This is a genomic window from Streptomyces sp. NPDC032472 (genome assembly GCF_040636955.1).
In the GTDB taxonomy this organism is placed as follows: domain Bacteria; phylum Actinomycetota; class Actinomycetes; order Streptomycetales; family Streptomycetaceae; genus Streptomyces.
On sequence record NZ_JBEZVK010000094.1, the window covers coordinates 1 to 19,186 of the forward strand.

Annotated in this window: 21 protein-coding genes; 11 read left to right on the plus strand and 10 right to left on the minus strand. The window is 74.0% G+C overall.

Going from position 1 to position 19,186, the window contains the following annotated elements:
• The 3 genes from AB0F11_RS34105 to AB0F11_RS34115 all read right to left on the minus strand — a co-directional run.
• The coding region (locus AB0F11_RS34105; protein WP_362182407.1) for an NAD-dependent epimerase/dehydratase family protein at positions 1–1,096 on the minus strand (1,096 nt) is incomplete at its 3' end.
• Positions 1,093–1,725, minus strand: a complete 633-nt coding sequence (locus tag AB0F11_RS34110; protein ID WP_362182410.1) for a hypothetical protein — start codon at positions 1,723–1,725, stop codon at positions 1,093–1,095. The genes AB0F11_RS34110 and AB0F11_RS34105, both read right to left, overlap by 4 nt.
• A gap of 71 nt (positions 1,726–1,796) precedes the next feature.
• On the minus strand, positions 1,797–2,510 hold the full coding sequence (locus AB0F11_RS34115; protein WP_362182413.1) for an HAD family hydrolase: 714 nt from the start codon (positions 2,508–2,510) through the stop codon (positions 1,797–1,799).
• A gap of 260 nt (positions 2,511–2,770) precedes the next feature.
• Here AB0F11_RS34115 and AB0F11_RS34120 point away from each other — a divergent pair, with 260 nt between their 5' ends.
• The gene (locus AB0F11_RS34120; RefSeq protein ID WP_362182416.1) at positions 2,771–3,127 is read left to right on the plus strand and encodes a PRC-barrel domain containing protein; all 357 of its coding nucleotides are present in this window, start codon (positions 2,771–2,773) and stop codon (positions 3,125–3,127) included.
• A gap of 117 nt (positions 3,128–3,244) precedes the next feature.
• Positions 3,245–4,441, plus strand: a complete 1,197-nt coding sequence (locus AB0F11_RS34125; RefSeq protein WP_362182419.1) for an ROK family transcriptional regulator — start codon at positions 3,245–3,247, stop codon at positions 4,439–4,441.
• A 22-nt stretch (positions 4,442–4,463) separates the two neighbouring features.
• Here the strand turns inward: AB0F11_RS34125 and AB0F11_RS34130 are convergent, their stop codons facing one another.
• The gene (locus tag AB0F11_RS34130) at positions 4,464–5,090 is read right to left on the minus strand and encodes a hypothetical protein (protein ID WP_362182422.1); all 627 of its coding nucleotides are present in this window, start codon (positions 5,088–5,090) and stop codon (positions 4,464–4,466) included.
• A 303-nt stretch (positions 5,091–5,393) separates the two neighbouring features.
• Between AB0F11_RS34130 and AB0F11_RS34135 the strand changes: the two genes are divergently transcribed.
• From AB0F11_RS34135 to AB0F11_RS34155, 5 genes are read left to right on the plus strand one after another with little or no spacing between them, the layout of a single operon-like run.
• Positions 5,394–7,064, plus strand: coding sequence for an ATP-binding protein (locus tag AB0F11_RS34135; protein WP_362182426.1), 1,671 nt, complete (start codon positions 5,394–5,396; stop codon positions 7,062–7,064).
• A 26-nt stretch (positions 7,065–7,090) separates the two neighbouring features.
• Positions 7,091–7,477, plus strand: coding sequence for a roadblock/LC7 domain-containing protein (locus tag AB0F11_RS34140; protein WP_362182464.1), 387 nt, complete (start codon positions 7,091–7,093; stop codon positions 7,475–7,477).
• Positions 7,474–7,833: a DUF742 domain-containing protein gene (locus AB0F11_RS34145; protein ID WP_362182429.1), complete on the plus strand. Its 360-nt coding sequence runs from the start codon at positions 7,474–7,476 to the stop codon at positions 7,831–7,833. Before AB0F11_RS34140 ends, AB0F11_RS34145 begins: the two co-directional genes overlap by 4 nt.
• Entirely contained in the window at positions 7,814–8,461 is a 648-nt protein-coding gene (locus tag AB0F11_RS34150; protein ID WP_362182432.1) for an ATP/GTP-binding protein, read from the plus strand. Before AB0F11_RS34145 ends, AB0F11_RS34150 begins: the two co-directional genes overlap by 20 nt.
• Positions 8,458–9,831 (plus strand): cytochrome P450, encoded by a 1,374-nt coding sequence (locus AB0F11_RS34155; RefSeq protein ID WP_362182435.1) that lies wholly within the window; start codon positions 8,458–8,460, stop codon positions 9,829–9,831. Before AB0F11_RS34150 ends, AB0F11_RS34155 begins: the two co-directional genes overlap by 4 nt.
• Positions 9,832–9,861: 30 nt before the next feature.
• Here the strand turns inward: AB0F11_RS34155 and AB0F11_RS34160 are convergent, their stop codons facing one another.
• The 3 genes from AB0F11_RS34160 to AB0F11_RS34170 form a co-directional block, all read right to left on the minus strand.
• Entirely contained in the window at positions 9,862–10,968 is a 1,107-nt protein-coding gene (locus AB0F11_RS34160; RefSeq protein WP_362182438.1) for a hypothetical protein, read from the minus strand.
• Entirely contained in the window at positions 10,965–11,876 is a 912-nt protein-coding gene (locus tag AB0F11_RS34165) for a methyltransferase domain-containing protein (protein WP_362182441.1), read from the minus strand. The genes AB0F11_RS34160 and AB0F11_RS34165 overlap by 4 nt, the downstream gene beginning before the upstream one ends.
• Before the next feature lie 188 nt (positions 11,877–12,064).
• Complete coding sequence (locus AB0F11_RS34170; RefSeq protein WP_362182444.1) at positions 12,065–12,670, minus strand: hydrolase; 606 nt, start codon at positions 12,668–12,670, stop codon at positions 12,065–12,067.
• 145 nt (positions 12,671–12,815) lie between these two features.
• Here AB0F11_RS34170 and AB0F11_RS34175 point away from each other — a divergent pair, with 145 nt between their 5' ends.
• Positions 12,816–13,373 (plus strand): DUF6434 domain-containing protein, encoded by a 558-nt coding sequence (locus AB0F11_RS34175; protein WP_362182447.1) that lies wholly within the window; start codon positions 12,816–12,818, stop codon positions 13,371–13,373.
• 18 nt (positions 13,374–13,391) lie between these two features.
• Here the strand turns inward: AB0F11_RS34175 and AB0F11_RS34180 are convergent, their stop codons facing one another.
• Positions 13,392–14,579, minus strand: coding sequence for an MFS transporter (locus AB0F11_RS34180; protein WP_362182467.1), 1,188 nt, complete (start codon positions 14,577–14,579; stop codon positions 13,392–13,394).
• Positions 14,580–14,726: 147 nt separating this feature from the next.
• Here AB0F11_RS34180 and AB0F11_RS34185 point away from each other — a divergent pair, with 147 nt between their 5' ends.
• Complete coding sequence (locus AB0F11_RS34185) at positions 14,727–15,482, plus strand: helix-turn-helix transcriptional regulator (protein WP_362182450.1); 756 nt, start codon at positions 14,727–14,729, stop codon at positions 15,480–15,482.
• 9 nt (positions 15,483–15,491) lie between these two features.
• Here the strand turns inward: AB0F11_RS34185 and AB0F11_RS34190 are convergent, their stop codons facing one another.
• Positions 15,492–16,058 carry a dihydrofolate reductase family protein gene (locus AB0F11_RS34190; RefSeq protein ID WP_362182453.1) on the minus strand — a complete coding sequence of 189 codons (567 nt, stop codon included), beginning with the start codon at positions 16,056–16,058 and terminating at the stop codon, positions 15,492–15,494.
• 28 nt (positions 16,059–16,086) lie between these two features.
• Between AB0F11_RS34190 and AB0F11_RS34195 the strand changes: the two genes are divergently transcribed.
• A complete protein-coding gene (locus AB0F11_RS34195; protein ID WP_362182455.1) occupies positions 16,087–17,163 on the plus strand; it encodes an enoyl-CoA hydratase/isomerase family protein in 1,077 nt (358 codons plus the stop codon).
• Here the strand turns inward: AB0F11_RS34195 and AB0F11_RS34200 are convergent.
• A complete protein-coding gene (locus tag AB0F11_RS34200) occupies positions 17,154–18,080 on the minus strand; it encodes an SDR family oxidoreductase (RefSeq protein WP_362182458.1) in 927 nt (308 codons plus the stop codon). The genes AB0F11_RS34195 and AB0F11_RS34200 overlap by 10 nt on opposite strands.
• Before the next feature lie 129 nt (positions 18,081–18,209).
• On the opposite strand from AB0F11_RS34200, the gene AB0F11_RS34205 reads away from it, so the two are divergent.
• Positions 18,210–19,013, plus strand: a complete 804-nt coding sequence (locus AB0F11_RS34205) for a hypothetical protein (RefSeq protein ID WP_362182461.1) — start codon at positions 18,210–18,212, stop codon at positions 19,011–19,013.
• Positions 19,014–19,186 lie beyond the last annotated feature (173 nt).

Sequence of the window (19,186 nt, forward strand, 5' to 3'; positions counted from 1 at the left end):
CAGCACGAAGGCCGGGGTCCCGTTGTCGGTCACCATCGGGCGCCCGGCGCCGTCCCAGGCCTGCATCCCGCCGTCGACGTTCACCGCGTCGATGCTCGGCGGCCAAGGGTGGGGTGTCGAGGCCGGCGCCCTCGCGGAGGCCCTCCAGGAACTCCCCGACCGCCTCCGTGGCGGTACGGGCCGGCTCCCAGCCGAGCTCCGCCCGGGCGCGCCCCGCGTCCAGCAGCGGCAGCCGCAGCACCGCGTCGAGCAGTCCCGGCGCGGCCGGAGCGAGGTGCATCCGCCATGCGGCGGCCAGCGCGGCGCGCGCGGCTCCGGCGGGCATCGGCACGGTACGGGCGTGGAGCAGCCGGGCCACGGCCGCCGTGTCCATGACGGGGTCGGCCACCAGGTTGAACGCCCCGTGGACCGGGCGCAGGACGGCCGCCCGGTAGGCCTCGGCCGCGTCGTCGGTGTGCAGCGCCTGGAACCGCAGCCCGGTCACGGCGGGCAGCGCCGGGATGAACCCCGGCCGCACCAGCTTCCACGGCAGCAGCGGGCCGGCGAAGATCCGCCGCTGCTCGGACGCCGACGCCCGCTTGAACAGGAACGCGGGCCGGATGCGGACCACCCGCAGATCGGGGTGGCCGAGCTGGTAGCCGTCGAGGTACCGCTCCAGGTAGGCCTTCTCGCGGGTGTAGGCCGCGCCGGGCCAGCCGTGGGTGGGCCAGGACTCGTCGACGGGGCGCCCGTCCTCGGGTCCGGGCGAGTAGGCGCCGACCGAGGAGGCGTGGACCAGGGCGCGCACGCCCGTACGGGCACAGGCCTCGAAGACGCGGATGCTGCCCAGCACGTTGGTGGCCCAGGTTTCCACGGGGTCGTGGGTGGGCTGGAACTTCCACGCGAGGTGGACGACGGCATCCGCTCCGGCGAAGACCTCGTCGAGGTCGGCCCGCCCGGGCTCGACGTCGGCGGCCGCCCACCGCACTCCGGGGACCTCGTGGCGCGGGACGCGCCGGGCGATGCCCAGGACGTCCGTGACGGCGGGGTCCGCCGCCAGGGCGCGGACCACGCTGGTGCCGGCATTGCCGGTGGCTCCGGTGACGACGACCCTCATGACGCCCACCCGGCCTTCCGGTGGAACGGGCGCCGGTGGTGCCGCCCCGTCCGCTCGGCGCCCTGCCGCGCCCGTACGGACTCCTCGGCGCCGGGAGCGAAGGCGCGCTCGGCGGCCGCGAGGCGCAGCCGCTCCAGGACCCCGATCTGCCGCGCGGCGCGGAACAGCATGCGGTCGAGCGCCGCCTCGTCGATCCGGTGGTCGGTCAGGCGGCCGTCGGTGCGGGCGATGCTCTGCAGGCAGCGCCACATCAGCAGCTTGCCCTCCACGCCCAGACGCAGCGCTTCCAGCTCCAGCACGTCGCTGAGCGGGGAGCGGGAGACGATCCGGCCGTTGAGCTTCATCCGGCCGGCCTTCTCGGCGAGCCGGCCGGCCAGGGACCGGGCCGTCATCACGGGCACGTCCAGGGCCGTCATGACCTCGCGCAGGGTGTCGCGGTCCTCGGCGATCTCCTTGGCGAGCGCGGCCAGGGGGGCCTCGGAGGGCGTGCCGCGGTGGGCGCGGGCCATGCGGCGGGAGAGGGCGACGCCGGCCGCCGAGCCCCCGAGGTGGTCGTTGAGGTAGATGCAGAGGAGGCGTTCCGGGTCGGGGGAGGACGGGGAACGGTCGGGGTCGCGGTGGGGGGTCATGTCAGCTCCGCTCGTGTGCCGTTGCCTTGCCGTTGCTGTCGGTGGTGTCGTCGGGGGTGCCGTGCCGCGGGTCAGGTGCCGACCTGTGCGAAGGGGCCGGTGCGGAGGCTGTGGAGGAGGTCCGCCGGGTCCTGCCGTACGGAGTCGGCGCCGGCCGCCTCCAGGTCCGCCGAGGGGATGCCGCCGCAGAGCAGCCCGATGCAGGCCACGTCCGCGTTCCGGCCGGCCCGCATGTCCCAGACGCTGTCCCCGACGAACACCGCCCTGCCGTGCGCGGTCCCGGCGAGCTCCAGGGCCTGGTGGATGGGTTCCGGGTGGGGTTTGCCCCGGTCGACGTCGTCCGCGCTGGTGGTGGCGTAGATCGCGTCGTCGGCGTCGATGGCCCGGCGCAGCGCGGACAGCTCGGCCCCCGAGGCCGAGGTCACCAGGACGACGCGCCAGTCGTCGGCCGCGAGCGCGTGCAGCAGGTCCCCGGCACGGGGCGTGGTGGCGATCCGGTCGAAGTACGTCGCGTAGAGCACGTCGTGGGCGGTGTTGATCCGCTCGTCCTCGTCCCGGTCGCGGTCGGGGCCCAGCAGGTGCGCCACCAGGTCCCGTCCGGGCAGGCCCAGGGCGTGGTGGACGGCGTGCGTGGGGATGTGGTGTCCGGCCTGGCGCAGGGCCTCCCACCAGGAGGTCACGTGCAGGGCGTTGGTGTCGGTGAGCGTGCCGTCGACGTCGAAGAGGGCCGCGCGGGCGGAGGGGTCGGGGGCGCGGGGGCCCGGGCCGGACTGCGGGACGTTCATGCGGCTTCTCCGATCCGGTCGTCGTGCGGGGCACGGGCTTCGGTACGGGGTTCGGTACGGGCTTCGGTACGGGGGTTCAGTACGCCGCTTCGGAAAACGGGCTCGGCCCGTCCCGACTCCCGCCTGCCCCGCGCGTTCCACATAAAACGGTAAAAACGCTTCCACGCGGCCTGCAAGGTGTACGGGCGGTGCCTGGGGGCAGACGCGGCGTACACATGCCGAAGCATCGATCGGTGAACCGAGAAAGGAGCTGTTCCCCCATGGACGGCAATGTCTGGGCCTACCGCGTCACGGTCGGCCGCATCACGGACGCGGACCTGACCGGATTCAAGGTGGAGGCCGCCGACGGCAGCATCGGAAAGGTGGACAAGCACTCCGACGAGGTCGAGGACGCCTATCTCGTGGTCGACACCGGCCCGTGGATCTTCGGCAAGGAGGTCCTCCTGCCCGCCGGGACCGTGACGGGCATCGACATGGGCGAGAAGAAGGTCCACGTGGGCCTGACCAAGGAGCAGATCAAGAACGCGCCCCCGTTCGTACGGGACGAGCTCCTGGAGGAGGACCGGGAGTACCGCAGCCGGATCGGCGGCTACTACGGCATGTTCCCGGGCCTGTGACGGCGCCGGGCCCGGGGCCTTGATCGGCGGATAGACTGAAAACCAACCTGCCGATCGGAGCTCGGGGCTCGTGTGAACAAGGCGACGACTCCCGGGGTCCCCCGGGTACTGCGGACGATGAACGACCGAGCCGCACTGGACCTGCTGCTCGCCCACGGAGAGCTCTCGCGGGCCCAGATCGGCCGGCTGACGGGGCTGTCGAAGCCCACCGCCTCGCAGATGCTGGCCCGGCTGGAAGAGGCCGGCCTGGTGGTGGAGAGCGGCACCTCCGCCGGCCACCGGGGCCCGGGCGCCGTCCTGTACACCGTCAACGCGGCCGCCGGGTACGCGGCCGGACTCGACGTCACCCCCGGTCTGATCACCGCGGCCGTCGCCGATCTGACGGGCCGCACGCTGGGCACGTACGAACTGGCCGACCCGGAACGGCTCGGCCCCGAGGTCCGCCAGGTCGAGGCCGCCCTCGCGGGTGCGGCCCGGGCGGCGGGCCTCGCCCCGGGGGCGCTGAACCGGGTCGTCATCGGCACGCCCCTCGCCTTCGACCCGAAGGACGGCCGGCTGCGCTACCCCAGCCACCTCCCCGGCTGGCAATCGCCCACGCTGGCCGCCGAGTTCGCCGAGGGGCTGGCGGTGCCGGTCCGGTGCGAGAACGACGTGAACCTGGCCGCCGTAGCCGAGCACCGCGGCGGGGCCGCCCGCGGCCGGGACGACTTCTTCCTGCTGTGGAACGAGGAGGGCATCGGCGGCGCGCTGATGTTCGGCGGGCGGCTCCACCGCGGCCGCAGCGGCGGTGCGGGAGAGGTCGGCTTCATGCCCGTGCCCGGAACCCCCCTCGTCCGCAACGTCGGCGCGGCGCAGACCGGCGGCTACCAGGACCTCGCCGGCTGCGAGGCGGTGCCGCGGATCGCGGAGCGCCTCGGCATCGACTACCGCGCCGACATCGAGGGCCTGCGGCCCCTCGGCGGCCGGCCCCCGCAGGAGTCGGTGCTCCGGGTGGCCACCGCCGTGGTGGAGCATGCGGCACGGGCCCGGGGCGGGCCGTACCGGGCGCTGTTGGAGGAGTTCGCGGTCGGTGTCGCCACCGGCCTGGCCTCGATCGCAGCCGTCCTCGACCCCGAACTGGTGGTGCTGTCGGGCGGGTTGATGCTCGCCGGAGGGGAGCCGCTGCGGGAGCTCGTCGAGGCCGAGCTCGACGGGCTGTCCGTGTTCCGTCCGCCCCTGGTGCTCGGCGAGGTCCGCGAGCGCCCGGTGCTGCGGGGCGCCCTGGAGGACGCCCTCACCGCCGTCCGCGACGAGGTCTTCGACACCTCGCGCTGAGGCCGCCGGGCTCCGCAGCGGGTCAGCGGTGGTAGGCGGCCGCCTGGGCGAAGGGCGCCGCGTGGGCGGCCGGCGAGGCGAGCACCGCGACCCACGAGCCGTCGGTGAACTCGATGTCCATCCGGCCCTTCTGGAGCATGCCCTTGGGGTTGGCGCGCAGGGCCGAGACCGCGGAGCGCGGTGCTTCCCAGTACTGCTTCATGGCCGGAGTCGTCCGCCACAGCGGGGAGACGTCGGTGAGCGCGAAGAACCGGCGGTCGGTGATGGCGAGGACGCCCGCCACCGAGCCCCGGGCGCTCGCGCGGCTGACGACGAAGCGGCCGGCGGCGCTCTGCCAGCCGCCCTCCATGCTGTTGCCGTGCATCAGCCGGCTGCCGAGCGCGTCGACCGCGTCCGGTGCGCGGTCGAGGGCGCTCGCCGCGGCGGCGGGCTTGGAGTGCCGGGGATCCAGCTGGGACTTGACCAGCTCCCGCAGCGGGCGCGGCACCTTCGCCTCGATCCGCCGGCTGAGCGAGGAGGGCTCCGGCGGGGAGATGAGAGACTCGGGCGGGTACGGCACGCCGGGGCCGAGTTCATAGGCGCATGCGGCGATGAGCCGCTCGTGCTGGTGCAGGAAGGGGTGGGCCTGTTCGCGCGCCTGCTGGTTCAACGCGTGCGCTCCTGTTCCGTGGTTGTGCTGACGAACCGGTTGGTCACCTCCGGCTCGAAGATCATTGTTACCGGGGAGGAAGGGGACGTTCCGCGCGGGGTACCGGTCGGCTGCCACGGGGCTCCGATTTCGCCGCCGATCCCCCTCCGACCGGCCCGCATACGGGTTCCGGCCAGATCCGACGTCGGCAACCAGCCCGCTGTGTCCGGATCATGACCTGCTGTCAAGACCCACGCGCCGAAGGCGCTAGGATTCCGGGCCGTTGTCATATGATCATTCGCTTTCGATCGTTTGAGGGTTCTGATGGTTCGCGTGGGATCGTCGCCCGGAAGTCCAGGGCCCACCTCACCTGCCCTATGGGCGCTGCCTGCCGCGGCGACCGCCGTCGCCGCGGCCGTCGCCGTGGCGCTGGTGTCCGCACCCGCCCGCACGCCCGTGGCCTGGGTGGGTGCGCTCGCCTTCGTCGCCGTCGCCCTCGCCTGTGGTGAGGCCGCCCGGCGCGGCAAGGCCGTGGCCCTCCTGCGCGCCGCGGTCGCCGCGCAGGAAGCGGCGCTGTACCGGCAGCAGACCGAGACCGTACGCCTCGCCCAGGAACTGCTCCCCGACGTGGTGGAGCGCCTGCGCAAGGGGGAGTTCCCCGAGGAGGTGCTCGCCTCCCTCGAAGAGCCCGGAACCCACGGCCCCGGCCTGACCCCCGAGTTCCGCGCCGCCCACCATGCCGTGCTGCGCTCCGTCCTCGAAGCCGTCGTCGCCGAGGAGGACCTGCGCGACTCCGCCCAGCGCGCCTTCGTCAACATCGCCCGTCGCGTTCAGGCCATCGTGCACCAACAGGCGCAGGAGCTGCGCGAGATGGAGGACCGCCACGGCCGCAGCCCCGAGGTCTTCGGCGACCTGCTGCGCCTGGACCACGGCACGGCGCTCATCGGCCGCCTCGCCGACTCCATCGCCGTCCTCGGCGGCGCCCGGCCCGGCCGCCAGTGGTCCAAGGCCGTCCCGCTCTACAGCGTGCTGCGCGGCGCCATGTCGCGGATCATCGACTACCAGCGCGTCGAACTCCACTCGGTCTCCCAGGTCGCCGTCGTCGGCCCTGCCGTCGAACCGCTCATCCACGCCCTGGCCGAGCTCCTCGACAACGCCACCCGCTACTCCCCGCCGCAGACCAAGGTCCACCTGACCGCGGTCGACGTGAACTCGGGGATCGCCGTCGAGATCGAGGACGGCGGCGTGAGCATGAGCGAGGAGGCCCGCAAGCGCGCCGAGCGCATGCTCCGCCAGGCGCAGCAGGGCATCGACCTCACCGACCTCGGCGAGACGCCGCGCCTCGGCCTCGCGGTCGTCGGCCGGCTCGCCCAGGCGTACGACTTCCAGGTCTCCCTGCGCTCGTCCGCGTACGGAGGCGTGCGCGCCGTCCTGGTCATCCCGCAGGCCCTGATCACCACCGCCTCCGCGGCCACCGGCGTCGCCCACGGCATCGGCACCGCCTCCGGCCCCCGGGCCGCCCTCCCGCCGGCCCCGGAGCGCCCGGGGGCGCCGGACGGCAGGGACGGCAGGTCCGCGGCCGCTCCGTCCGGGCCTTCGGCTGCCGGTGCCCCCGCCGACGGGGTGGCCGGCACCCTGCCGCAGCCCCGGTCGGCCACCGGCCCGCAGCACTGGTCCGAGGCCGACGACGTACCGGTCGTCACCGAGCGGACCGCCACCGGCCTCCCGCAACGCCGCCGCCGGGCCCGCGTGGCCGCGACCGACCTGCCCGGCACCACCGCCGGCCCGGCACCCGACCCGGCCGCCGCCGCCCGGGGCGGGGCCGCACCCGACCCCGAACCGCAGCCCGAGGTCCAGCCCGGGATGTGGCTGGCCGCCTTCCAGGGCGGCCTGACCGGGGAGACCAGCAGCAAGACCGTCGCGAGCCGCAGCGGCGCAGCAAGCAAGAACACAGACGCCTCGCCGGCCGCGGCGAGCAAGGGGGAACAGCCGTGAGTCAGCCGCAGACCAACCTGGCCAACATGGACTGGATGCTCAAGGACCTGGCCGAGAGCGTCCCGCAGACCCGCCACGTCATCGTCCTGTCCGCCGACGGCCTGCGCATGGCGCAGTACGGCGCGGAGACCGACACCGCGGACCGGCTCGCCGCCGCCTGCGCCGGACTCCAGAGCCTCGCCGGCGCCGTCGCCGCCGAACTCCCGCACAGCAGCGGGCGGATGCGGCTCGTCGTCATCGAGATGGACGGCGGCTTCTTCTACCTGATGGCCGCCGGCTCCGGCGCCTACCTCGCCGTCCTCGCCGACGAGGGCGTGGACGCCGGCCTGATGGGCCAGCGGATGCGCGACCTCGTCGCCCGGATCGGAGAGCACCTCAGCAGCCCGCCGCGGCGCGACGGGCTCTCCGCGTGAGCAACCCGGGCCGGGACTGGGAAGACGGCACTCCCGAGCGGCTGTACGTGATCACGGGCGGGCGCAGCGGGGCCTCGAACCCCGCCACGCTCGACCTGGTCACACTGATCGTCGCCAAGTCGGGGCCCAGGCCCGGGATGCAGCCGGAGCACGCGGCGATCATGCGGTTGTGCCACTCACCGCTGTCGGTGGCCGAGATCTCCGCCTACCTCGGCCTTCCGGTGAGCGTGGTCACCGTACTCCTCGGCGACCTGCTCACCGCCGGACACGTGCTCTCCCGTCCGCCCGTCGCCCCCGCCAAACTCCCCGACCTGGCACTGATAGAGGCAGTCATCGATGGACTTCGAAAGCTCTGAGCCGCCCCCGGCACCCCACCGCGGGCCCCTCCCGGCCGGGCCGCGGCGCGAGGACGCGCTGCCGGCCACGGCCGCCGCCGCCGTCAAGGTGGTGATCGTGGGCGGCTTCGGCGTCGGCAAGACGACCCTGGTCGGCTCCGTGAGCGAGATCCGGCCGCTGACCACCGAGGAGACGATGACGCAGGCCGGCGTCGGCGTCGACGACACCGCAGGCGTGGAGCGCAAGACCTCCACCACCGTGGCCATGGACTTCGGCCGCATCAGCATCAACGAGGAACTGGTGCTGTACCTCTTCGGCACCCCCGGCCAGGAGCGCTTCTGGTTCCTGTGGCGGGGCCTGTTCGAGGGCGCGCTCGGCGCCGTCGTCCTGGTCGACACCCGCCGCCTGGAGGTCAGCTTCGACGTGATCGGCCGGCTGGAGGAGCGCGGCGTGCCGTTCGTCGTCGCCGTCAACTCCTTCCCTGACGCCCCCGAACACCCTTTGGAGGACCTGCGCCAGGCCCTCGACCTGCCCGCGTCCGTCCCCCTGGTGGTCTGCGACGCCCGGCGCCGCGACTCCAGCCGTGACGTCCTGATGACGCTCATGCGCTACCTGCACTCCCTCGCCGCGACCCCGGAGGCCTTGTGAGCACCCCCGCGCCCGACCCCGCCGCCGTCCCGCCGCCGGGCTGCCCCGCCCACCGGCTCTACGGCCCCGAGGCCGAGGCCGACCCGATGGGCCTGTACGAGAAGCTGCGCGCCGAGTACGGCTCCGTCGCCCCCGTCCTGGTCCAGGGCGACCTGCCCGCCTGGCTCGTCCTCGGCCACCGCGAGAACCTCGACGTGGCCCGCACCCCCTCCCGCTTCTCCCGCGACCCGCGCCGCTGGCGGGACATGCAGGAGGGCAACGTCCCGGCGGGCCATCCGCTGACGCCGGTGGCCGCCTGGCAGCCCGTGTGCAACTTCCAGGACGGGCACGAGCACGAGCGGCTGCGCGCCGCGGTCACGGACTCGCTGGAGCGCTTCGACCGGCGGGGCATCCGCCGCTACGTGATGCGCTTCGCCAACCAGCTGATCGACGGGTTCGTGCAGACCGGGCGGGCCGATCTGGTCACCGACTTCGCCGAGCCGCTGCCCATGCTGGTGATGACGCAGCTCGTCGGCATGCCGGACTCCTACGGCCCCCGCCTGGTGGAGGCCGCCCGCGACATGATCAAGGGCACCGAGACGGCCGTCGCCAGCAACGCCTACGTCACCGAGGCCCTGGAACAGGTCGTCGACCGCAAGCGGGTCGCCCCCGGGCGGGACTTCACCTCCTGGCTGCTGGAGCACTCGGCCTCGCTCACCGAGGCGGAGATCATCGAGCACCTGAGGCTCGTGCTGATCGCGGCCTTCGAGACGACGGCCAACCTGATCGCCAACACGCTGCGCCTGGTCCTCACCGACCGCCGGTTCCGCGCCAACCTCTCCGGCGGCCACATGACGCTGCCGGACGCGCTGGAGCAGGTGTTGTGGGACGAGCCCCCGCTCACCACGATCCTGGGCCGCTGGGCCACGGGGGACACCGAGCTCGGCGGGCGCCACATCCGGGCCGGCGACATGCTCCTGCTCGGCCTCGCCGCCGGGAACAGCGACCCGGAGATCCGGCCCGACCCGACGGTCCCGGTGCACGGCAACCGCTCGCACCTGGCCTTCAGCGGCGGCCCCCACGAGTGCCCGGGCCAGGACATCGGCCGGGCCATCGCCGACACCGGCATCGACGGCCTGCTCTCGCGCCTTCCCGACCTCGAACTGGCGGTGGACGAGAGCGAGCTGCGCTGGAACTCCTCGCTGATGTCCCGCCACCTGGTCGCCCTTCCGGTGACCTTCACCCCGCGCGGCGCGACGGTGACGGCCGCATCGCGCCTGCCCCGCCCTGCCGCCGCGCCCCAGGCCGCGGCACCGGTCGGCCGGCAGACGGCCCCCGTACCGCTGCGGCCGGCCCGCCGCTCCTGGTGGGCCCGGCTGCTGGGGCGCTGACGTCCGTCCCCGCCGGCCCCGGCAGGGGCCTCAGGCGTCGAGCTGCTGCCACCACCAGGCGATCGCCGGGATCGGCAGCGGCTCGGCGCTGCCGTCGCTCGGTGTGTCCCGCCAGGTGATCCCGTACGAGGAACCCTCGACGGGGAGCTCGTTGCGGTTGCGCGGGCTGGCGTAGCGCGGCGCCAGGTTCTGCCACTCGATGCAGCCTGCGACGTAGTGTCCGAGCGAGTCGAGGTAGCGGCGCAGCTGTTCGTCGGCGTCGCGCGCCAGCTGCGCGCGCATCCGGACGAAGAAGGTCATGGCCCGGTCCCGCAGCGCCACGGCCGGGACCAGCGCCTCGCGGGGGGTGCAGCCGAGGTGCTGCGCCACCACGTTGAGCAGGTTCTGCTCCCAGGGGTCCTGGTGGTCCTCCTTGTTGTACGAGAACAGGTCGTTGTCGCAGGAGACGATGAACCCGGCGGCGTCGGTGAGTGCCTGGACCGGGGCCGAATAGAGCACGTCGGCCGGCAGGCGGATGTCGTTGGCCGCATCGCACCAGGTGAGCGTGAACCGGGTGCCGTTGACCGACATCCGCATCGCGGCGAACTCGTTCAGGCTGGGCATGAGGTTCCGCTCGGTGTTGGCCGTCTGCCAGCCTGCACCGAAGAGCCAGTCCCGGGTGCCCTCGGTGAACCGGCGCAGCTGGAACGGCGTGAGCAGGGCGCGGGTGCGGGCCACCAGGTCGTCAAGCGCCTCGGTGAGCGGGCTCGGGGGCAGCAGTGCGGATCCGGGAGCCTCTATGGCCCGGACCAGGCGGACGCTGTGGTCGGCGATGTCGGCCGTGCGGGTGGCGGCGGAGCCGGAGTCCTGCCAGTCGTCGACGGCGTTGGCCCAGTAGTTCCACTCGATGAAGAGCAGGATCGTCTCCACGTCGCCGTACGGGATGATCCGGGCGGTGAAGTCCGCGCTGTGGGTGGCCAGGCCCCAGGCGCGCTCGGTGGCATCGGGGTAGATGCCGAAGGCGTCGATCCACTCGACGGCCCGCTGCTCCAGCTCCGCTGCCTTGGGGTGAATCAGTTTCTCGTTGAACGGGCAGTAGAAGGGCGGCAGTTCCCAGCCGATGCGGGAGGGGTGGCCGTGCGCAGTCGCCACAGTCACTTGCCCCCGCTCAGACGGAACAGCAGCAGCCGCGTCTCCAGCGCGTGGTCGCGCCAGATGCGGAACAGCTTGCCGTGCGTGATGGTGGACTCCTGCAGCCGCTCGCGCGACCAGGCGGAGCGGGCGCCGGGCAGGTCCACGCGGTCCAGCTCGGCGGTGTTCCAGGCCATGGACTGCACCCAGAACTCGGCGACGCGGTCGGTCACGTCCTCGTCCTGCTCCAGTTCAAAACCGGCCGCCTCGGCGGCGCGGAGGTACTCGGTGAGGGTGCCCAGGCGCGTCTTGTAGTAGCCGTCGATGAACGAGGTCCACTCGGGCCGGCAGATGAAGTGCTCCTGGATGCCGAACCAGCCGCCCGGCTTCAGCGCCGCCGCGACGACGCGGAAGAGCCGCTCGCGGTCCATGTAGCCGGAGCTTTCGTTGGCGTACGCGGCGTCGAACCTGTCCTCGGTCGTGAACGCGTGCACGTCGCAGAGGTGCGCGGTGACGCGGTCGGCCACTCCGGCCTGCCGGGCGAAGTCGTGGACCACGGGTATGTGGTCGGCGGCGACCGTGAGGCCGGTGACCTTCGCGCCGTGCTCCTGGGCCCAGTACAGGGAGCCGCCGCCGACCCCGCAGCCGATGTCGAGGATGCTCCCGGGCGGGGTGGCGTACGCGCCCCACGAGCGGGCCGCGTGCTCGACGATCGCCTCCTGCGACTCCACGATGCGGCGCTTGAGCACCCGCTGGGAGACCGTGGTGTTCGGCGTCGCACCGGGAGCGAACAGGCCCATGTGGAAGTGGACCCGGGGTCCGGGGCCGTATTTGTGGAGGATGTCCGCCGTCTTCCGGCTGTAATAGAGCGGCACTTGGCTCTCGTCGAACGCCCTCCCAGCCGTCGGCGGCTGGATGACGAGGTTGCTGTCCATCGGTTCTCCGGTCCTGCGGTCACGTGGGGGTGTTTATCGGCCGCCCCACTCTGCCCATAAGTGATCGATAAAAGTCCTAGTCACTCGAGGCATGAGCATAGCCACACCCGAAACGCCGCCAATTCCGGCCATTTGATGTCACGTCAGGTCTTTGCGCCGATCGTTTCCGGACCCGCGACGCAGAATCGTCAACTCCGGTGTCCTGTTTGTGACTCCAGAGCAGCGATGATCTCGGCCGTGCTGCTCACCTTTCCGATGCGCGGGAAGATCTTGCCGAAGGTGTGCGCGTGGGACTGCGGGTCGGTGTCGGCGGTGGCGTCCTCGGCGAAGACGAGGGCGTAGTTGTGCTCCCACGCCGTACGGGCCGTGGACTCCACGCCCACGCTCGTGGAGATCCCGGCCAGCACGATCCGGCTGATGCCGCGCCGGCGCAGCTGGAGGTCGAGCTCGGTGCCGGTGAACGCCCCCCAGTGCCGCTTGGTCACCACGACGTCCCCGAGGGCGGCGAGTTCGGCCGGGATCTCGGAGAACGCGGCCGGCGGGGCGGTGGCCGGTCCCGGGCGGTCGACGTCGGTGGTGGGCAGGTCGCCGCCGTCGGGCGACCAGGCCACCTTGACCAGCACGACGGGCAGTCGGCGCGCGCGGAAGGCCTCCGCGAGCGCCATGCCGTTGGCCAGGACCTCCTCGGCGGGCCGGGTGGTGGGAAGGGCGAGGATGTCCTGCTGGAGGTCGATGAGGACGAGGGCGGTGCCGCCGTCGAGGGTCAGGCGGGCGCGGTCGGCTGCGGTGGTCAACGCGATCTCCTTCGGTGGTCAGTGCATGTTTCCGTGCGTGTTCATGAAACCCGGGCCGTGCCGCGCGGCTCGACAGGAGTCGGCCGCCCGGTGTGGCGGAGCGGGCGCGTCCGGGTGCGGGTGTCGCGCCGCCTAGGATGTGAACATGAGTGCGAATGCGGGGGAGTCCCGTCCCGATCCGACCCCGGAGCTGACCGGTGCGGAGCTGCGCCGCTGGTACTGGACGCTGGCCGAACTGTCGGTCCTCGCCCGGCGGATGGGGCTCTCCGCCGGAGGCGGGAAGGCCGCGCTGACCGACCGGCTGGCCGCCGCGCTCGACGGGCTCCCGCAGCCCGCACCGGCCCGCCCGGCTCGCCGGGCCGCCGGGCGACAGCTCGCCGCGCCCGTCGACGGCGACACCGTCATCCCGCAGGGACAGCGGTGCAGCCAGGTGCTCCGGGAGTTCTTCGTCCGCGAGATCGGTCCCGCCTTCCGCTTCGACGCCTTCATGCGCGACTACATCGCCGACGGCGCCGGGCACACCCTCGCCGAGGCCGTCGCCCACTGGCACGCCACCCGCGCCCGGGCCGCCGAACCGCAGGAGGTCGGCGCCCAGTTCGAGTTCAACCGGTTCCTGCGCGACTGGCACGCCCGCCACCCGGACGGCGCCCGGGCCGAGGCCCTGGCCGCCTGGCAGGCCCACCGGGCCCTGCCGCGGGACTGAGGGCGGCCCCGGCGGCCGTCAGTCCGCCTGGGACGGCGGCTGCGCCTGGGCCTGGGCCGGCGGCGCGGGCTCCGGGAGGCGGCGGGCCAGCGCCCAGGCCAGCAGCGGCAGCACCGCCAGCGGCAGCAGGGCCGTGCGCAGCGAGACGGCGTCCGCGGCCGCGCCGATCAGCGGACTCGCCAGCCCGCCCACGCTGACCGTCAGGCCCAGCGTGACCCCGCTCGCCGTGCCCATGCGGCTCGGCAGGTAGTCCTGCCCGAGGGTGACCTGCAGCGAGAACGGCACGTACAGGGCGGTGGCGGCCAGCGCCGCGCACCCGTACACGAGCGGCAGCGGCAGCACGAGGACGCCGGCGACGGCGGGTGCCGCGACGGCGTACGCCCGGCGGACGGCGGTGGTCCGGCCCCAGCTGGAGGCCAGCCGCCCGCCGAGCAGCGTGCCGGCCGCGGTGCCGCCGTACAGGGCGACCAGGGCCGCCGCCCCGCCGGTGCCACCGCCGCCGCGCGCGGCCACGTACAGGGCGAGGAAGGTGCTCAGCCCGATGAAGACGACGGACCGCACGACCACCACCAGGGACAGCCGCAGGAACGCCCGCACGTCCTCGGGGGCGGCGGCCGCCGCCCCCGGGGCCCCCTCCGCCGCCACGGCCGACGGCGCCGGGTCCGCAGCGGCGGGCCGCGGCCGGTTCAGCACCACCCCGAGCACCGCCGGGAGCGCCAGCAGGAGCCAGGGCGCCGCACCCGGCAGCGACAGGGCGCCGACCACCAGCAGCGGGGCGCACGCGAAGCCGATGTTGCCGCCGAGCGCGAACCAGCTCATCGCGGTGTGCCCGCCGCCGCCCGCCCCGGTGCGGACCAGGCGGGCCGCCGCCGGGTGGTACGCGGCGACACCCAGCCCGGACAGGGCCACCGCGGCCACGGTGGCCGGATAGCCCGCGTCCAGGCCCACCAGGGCGATGCCCCCGCCCGCCGCGGCCGTGCCCAGCGGGATCAGCCAGGGCATCGGCCGCCGGTCAGCCAGCGCCCCGAAGAGCGGCTGGACGACGGACGACAGCAGCGAGGCGGCCAGCACGATGCCGGAGGCGGCCGCGTAGCCGTACCCGCGCCCGGCGACCAGGAACGGGACGAGCGCGGCGACGGCGCCCTGGTACACGTCCACGCAGACGTGCCCGGACGCGAGCCGCACGGCCCGCCGCCGCTCCGGCACGGTACGGGAACCGGGGGCGGAGCTGCCGGAGGTGTCACAGGTACTGGAGGGGCCGGAAGCGTCAGGGATGTCGGCGGTCTCGGAGGTCTTCACCGGTCGAGCATCACCACTGCCGCCTCCGTACGGCTTCCGATAAATTGCCGGGTGATGCAGAAAATCCGCCACACCCCGCGGGCCGCGACCAGCGTCCGCGCGCTCGACACCCACACCGGGATCGACGCGCACCGGCACGACGACCACCAGATCGCCTACGCCGGCTCCGGGGTGCTGTCCATCACCACCGACGCCGGCACCTGGGTCGCACCCACCTCCCGCGCCCTGTGGATCCCCGCCGGGACCGTCCACGCGCACCGCGCCTACGGCCGCACCGACCTGCACCTGGTGGGCCTGCCGGTCCACATCGATCCGCTGTCACTGGACAGCCCCGCCGTGATCGCCGTGGGCCCGCTGCTGCGGGAGCTGATCCTGGCCTACACGCGGGCCCCCGAGGACGGCAGCCCGCAGCGCCGCCGGATGCTCGGCGTCCTGCTCGACCAGCTGCGCGCCGCGCCCCTGCAACCCCTGCACCTGCCCGCCCCGACGGATCCCCGCCTCGCCGCCGTGTGCGACCTGCTCCACGCGGACCCGGGCGACCACCGCACGCTGGCCGAGCTCGCGGCGCAGGCCGGGGCCGGGGGCAGCGAGCGGACCCTGAGCCGGCTGTTCCGCGCCGAGCTCGGCATGACCTTCCCCCAGTGGCGCACCCAGCTGCGGCTGCACCGGTCTCTGCGCCTGCTGGCCGCCGGCACGCCCGTGACCGCGGTCGCGCACCGCTGCGGCTGGTCCTCCGCGAGCGCCTTCATCGACGTCTTCCGGCGGGCCTTCGGCCACACCCCGGGCACCCACCCGCGCCCGCTGCCCTAGGACTGCCGGCTACTGCCGCGCGTACGACAGCCGGACCACCCCGCTGCCGAAGGCGCGCGTGCCCTCCAGCCGCAGCGGCACAGGGCCGCCCTCGCGCGGGAACAGCGGCCTGCCGCGGCCGATGCGCACCGGGTGCACGTAGATCCGGTACGCGTCCACCAGGTCCTGCCGCAGGAACGCGGCGGCCAGATCCGCCCCGCCCAGCACCAGGTCCCCGTCCCCGGCCGCCTTGAGCGCGGCGACCTCCGCGGGTACGACGTCCCGCACGACCGTGGAGTTCCAGCCGACGTCCTCCTGCTCCAGCGTCCGCGAGTACACGTACTTCGGGGTCCGCAGCCAGATGTCCGCGAACTCGGCCATCGGACCGGTGATCGCCGGGTCGGCGTCCGCCGTCGGCCAGACGCCTGCCATCAGCTCGTACATGACCCGGCCGTGGAGGAACCCGCCGACGGCGGAGAGCTCCTCGTTGAAGTGCCGGTGCAGCTCGTCGTCGACGGTATGCCAGTCGATCTGCCGCTCCGGACCCTCGATGTACCCGTCCAGGGACACCGACATCATCAGGACGATCTTCCGCACGGTGCCCACGCTACCGATACTGGCTGCCGTGAAGAGCCACCACGCCACAGACACCGCAGACGACACGGTCCTGTTCCACACGACGGGACGCACGGGGACGATCACCCTCAACCGCCCCCGGGCCCTCAACGCGCTCACCCACCCCATGGTGCTGCGCATCGAAGAGGCCCTGCTCGCCTGGGCGCACGACCCGGCCGTCGACCGGGTCCTCATCCGCGGCGCCGGCGAGCGCGGCCTGTGCGCCGGCGGGGACATCCGCGCCATCCACGACGACGCCAAGGCGGGCACCTCCGCCTCCGCCGACTTCTGGCGCGACGAGTACCGCCTCAACGCCCTGATCGCCCGCTACCCCAAGCCGTACGTCGCCCTCATGGACGGCATCGTGATGGGCGGCGGCGTCGGCGTCTCCGCCCACGGCAGCGTCCGCATCGTCACCGAGCGCTCCCGCGTCGCCATGCCGGAGACCGGCATCGGCTTCGTCCCCGACGTCGGCGGCACCCACCTCCTCGGCCGCGCCCCCGGCCTGCTCGGCACCCACCTCGCGCTCACCGGCTCGGCCGTCGGGGCCGCCGACGCGCTGCTGTGCGGGCTCGCCGACCACTTCGTGCCTGCCGCCCTGCTCCCCGAGCTGGCCGAAGCCCTCGCCGAGGAGCCCGCGCACCAGGTGCTCCCGCGGTACGCCGCCACCCCCGCCCCCGGCGAACTGGCCGCGCGGCGGCCCTGGATCGACCGCTGCTACGCCGCGGACACCGTCGAGGAGATCGTCGAACGCCTCCTCGCCGAGGGGGACCCGGCCGCCAAGGAGACCGCGGAAACCATCCTCGCGAAGTCCCCCACCGCCCTCAAGGTCACCCTCGCCGCCGTCCGCCGGGCCCGGCGGCTCGGCACCCTGGAGGAGGTCCTCGCCCAGGAGTACCGGACCTCCTGCCACGCGCTGCGCTCGCCCGACCTGGTCGAGGGCATCCGGGCCCAGGTCGTCGACAAGGACCGCAGCCCCCGCTGGTCCCCGTCCGACCTGCGCGAGGTCTCCGAGGAGGCGGTGGCCGCCTTCTTCGCCCCGCTCGGCCCGGGCCGCGAACTGCGCCTCGCCCCCGGTCAGCGGTAGCCGGTGGTGTCGGCCGGGCGGTCCGGGTCCTGGACCTCGACCATGTACCGCCAGGCGTCCGGCCGGCTGCCGTCGAGGTCCGTGAAGCCGTACACGCGGGCGAGCTGCCCGCTGGACAGCGACTGCCCGTTCCAGCGGGCCACCTCCGGGTCCGCGGCCAGCGCCGCGACCGCCCGGCCCACGTACGCCGGGGTCTCGGAGATGGCGAAGTGCGGCACCTTCTCCAGCGCGTCGCGCCAGGTGGCCTCGGTCACGCCGAAGGCGTCGAGCATCATCTCCGAGCGCAGCCAGCCCGGCGTCAGCGCCACCGCCGTCGCCCCGCGCGGGCCCAGCTCGTGCCCGAGCGCGAACGCCATCCGCAGCACCGCCGACTTGGCGAGGTCGTAGAAGAAGGAGTTCCGGTAGCGGTCCGCGTTGTACTCGGCCGTGCCGTCCGTCATCTCCACCACCAGCCCGCCCCGCTCCCGCAGGAGCAGCGGCAGGGCGAAGTGGCTGGTGATGGCGTGGGTGTCGATCGCCAGGCGCAGCAGCCGCAGCCCCTTGTCGAGGTCGTGCTCCCACACCGGGCTCTCCCACTCGAACAGCCGCTCGCCGCCCCAGATGTCATTGACCAGCACGTCCAGGCGGCCCTGCTCGGCCTCGATCCGCCCGACCAGCGCCTCGACCTGATCCGGCACCAGATGGTCCGCGACCACCGCGATCCCGTACCCGCCGGCCGCGGTGACCAGCTCCGCGGTCTCCTCGACCGTCTCCGGCCGGTCGTACTCCGACCGGCCGCCGCCGCGGGAGCTGCGCCCCGTCACGTACACCGTCGCGCCCTGTGCGCCCAGCTGGACGGCGATGCCACGGCCCGCCCCTCGCGTCCCGCCGGCCACCAGGGCTACTCTGCCTTCGAGCGTCCGCCGCGTCTGCCCCATCCCCCGACCCTACGCCGCCCCGCTCGGGGGACGCCGCGTTGGCCGGATCCGCGGCCTTTCGGGCGCCCCACGCGCCCGGATACCACTGATGCCGCAGGCAGCCGAACCGCCCCGAGGAGGACCCGGCCGATGACCGCCGCCGGCATGACCAGCTTCGACGACGTGTACGCCCTGCCCGACCCCCGCGGCTACTTCACCGCGCTCGCCCCGTACGCGTACCAGACCCCCGCCCACGCCCAGCCGGTCTTCCGGGCCCTGGCCCGCGGACTCGGCCCCGGGCGGCGGACGGTGCTCGACCTGTGCTGCTCGTACGGGATCAACGCCGCCCTCGTGAACCACGACGTGACGCTGGACGAGCTGTACGCGCACTACACCGCCCCGGAGGCGGCCCGCCTCACGACGGCCGAACTCCTGGCCCGCGACCGTGCGTTCTACGCGGCCCGGCGCCGCCCGGACGCCGTCCGCATGATCGGCGTCGACATCTCCCGGCCCGCCGTCGCCTACGCCGTGGCCGCCGGGCTCCTCGACGAGGGCCACACGGACGACCTGGAGGCCGCCGAACCGGGGGAGGCGCTGCGGAGCTCCGCCGGCGGCGTCGGCCTGATCACCGTCACCGGCGGGACCACGTTCCTCACCGGGCGCACCTTCGACCGGCTGCTCGGCGCCGTCGGCCGGCCGGTGCCGGTGGCCGCGTTCGTGCTGCGCACCCACGACTACCGGGGCATCGCCGACTGCCTGCGGGCGTACGGGCTGACGGTCGAGCGCGACCCCGAAACCAGTCCGCAGCGGCGTTTCACCGATGCCGGCGAGCAGCGGCGCGCCGTGGCCGCCGTGCGGGCCCTCGGCGAGGACCCGACCGGCAAGGAGACGTCGGGCTGGTACCACACCCGCCTCCACCTGTCCCACCCGCCGGGCACCCCCGCCCCGGCGTAACCCCACCCCCACTCTCACGGCCCCGCCCCCTTCGCGGCGGGCGCTCTCGGCTTCGCCCCCTTGGGAGGCGGGCCCTTTCAGCCTTGCCCCCTTGGAGGCGGGGGCACATCCAGCCCCGCCGGCGTTTGAGGCGCGGGTCCGGGCGGAGCCCGGTGCCCGGCGGAGCCGGGTTC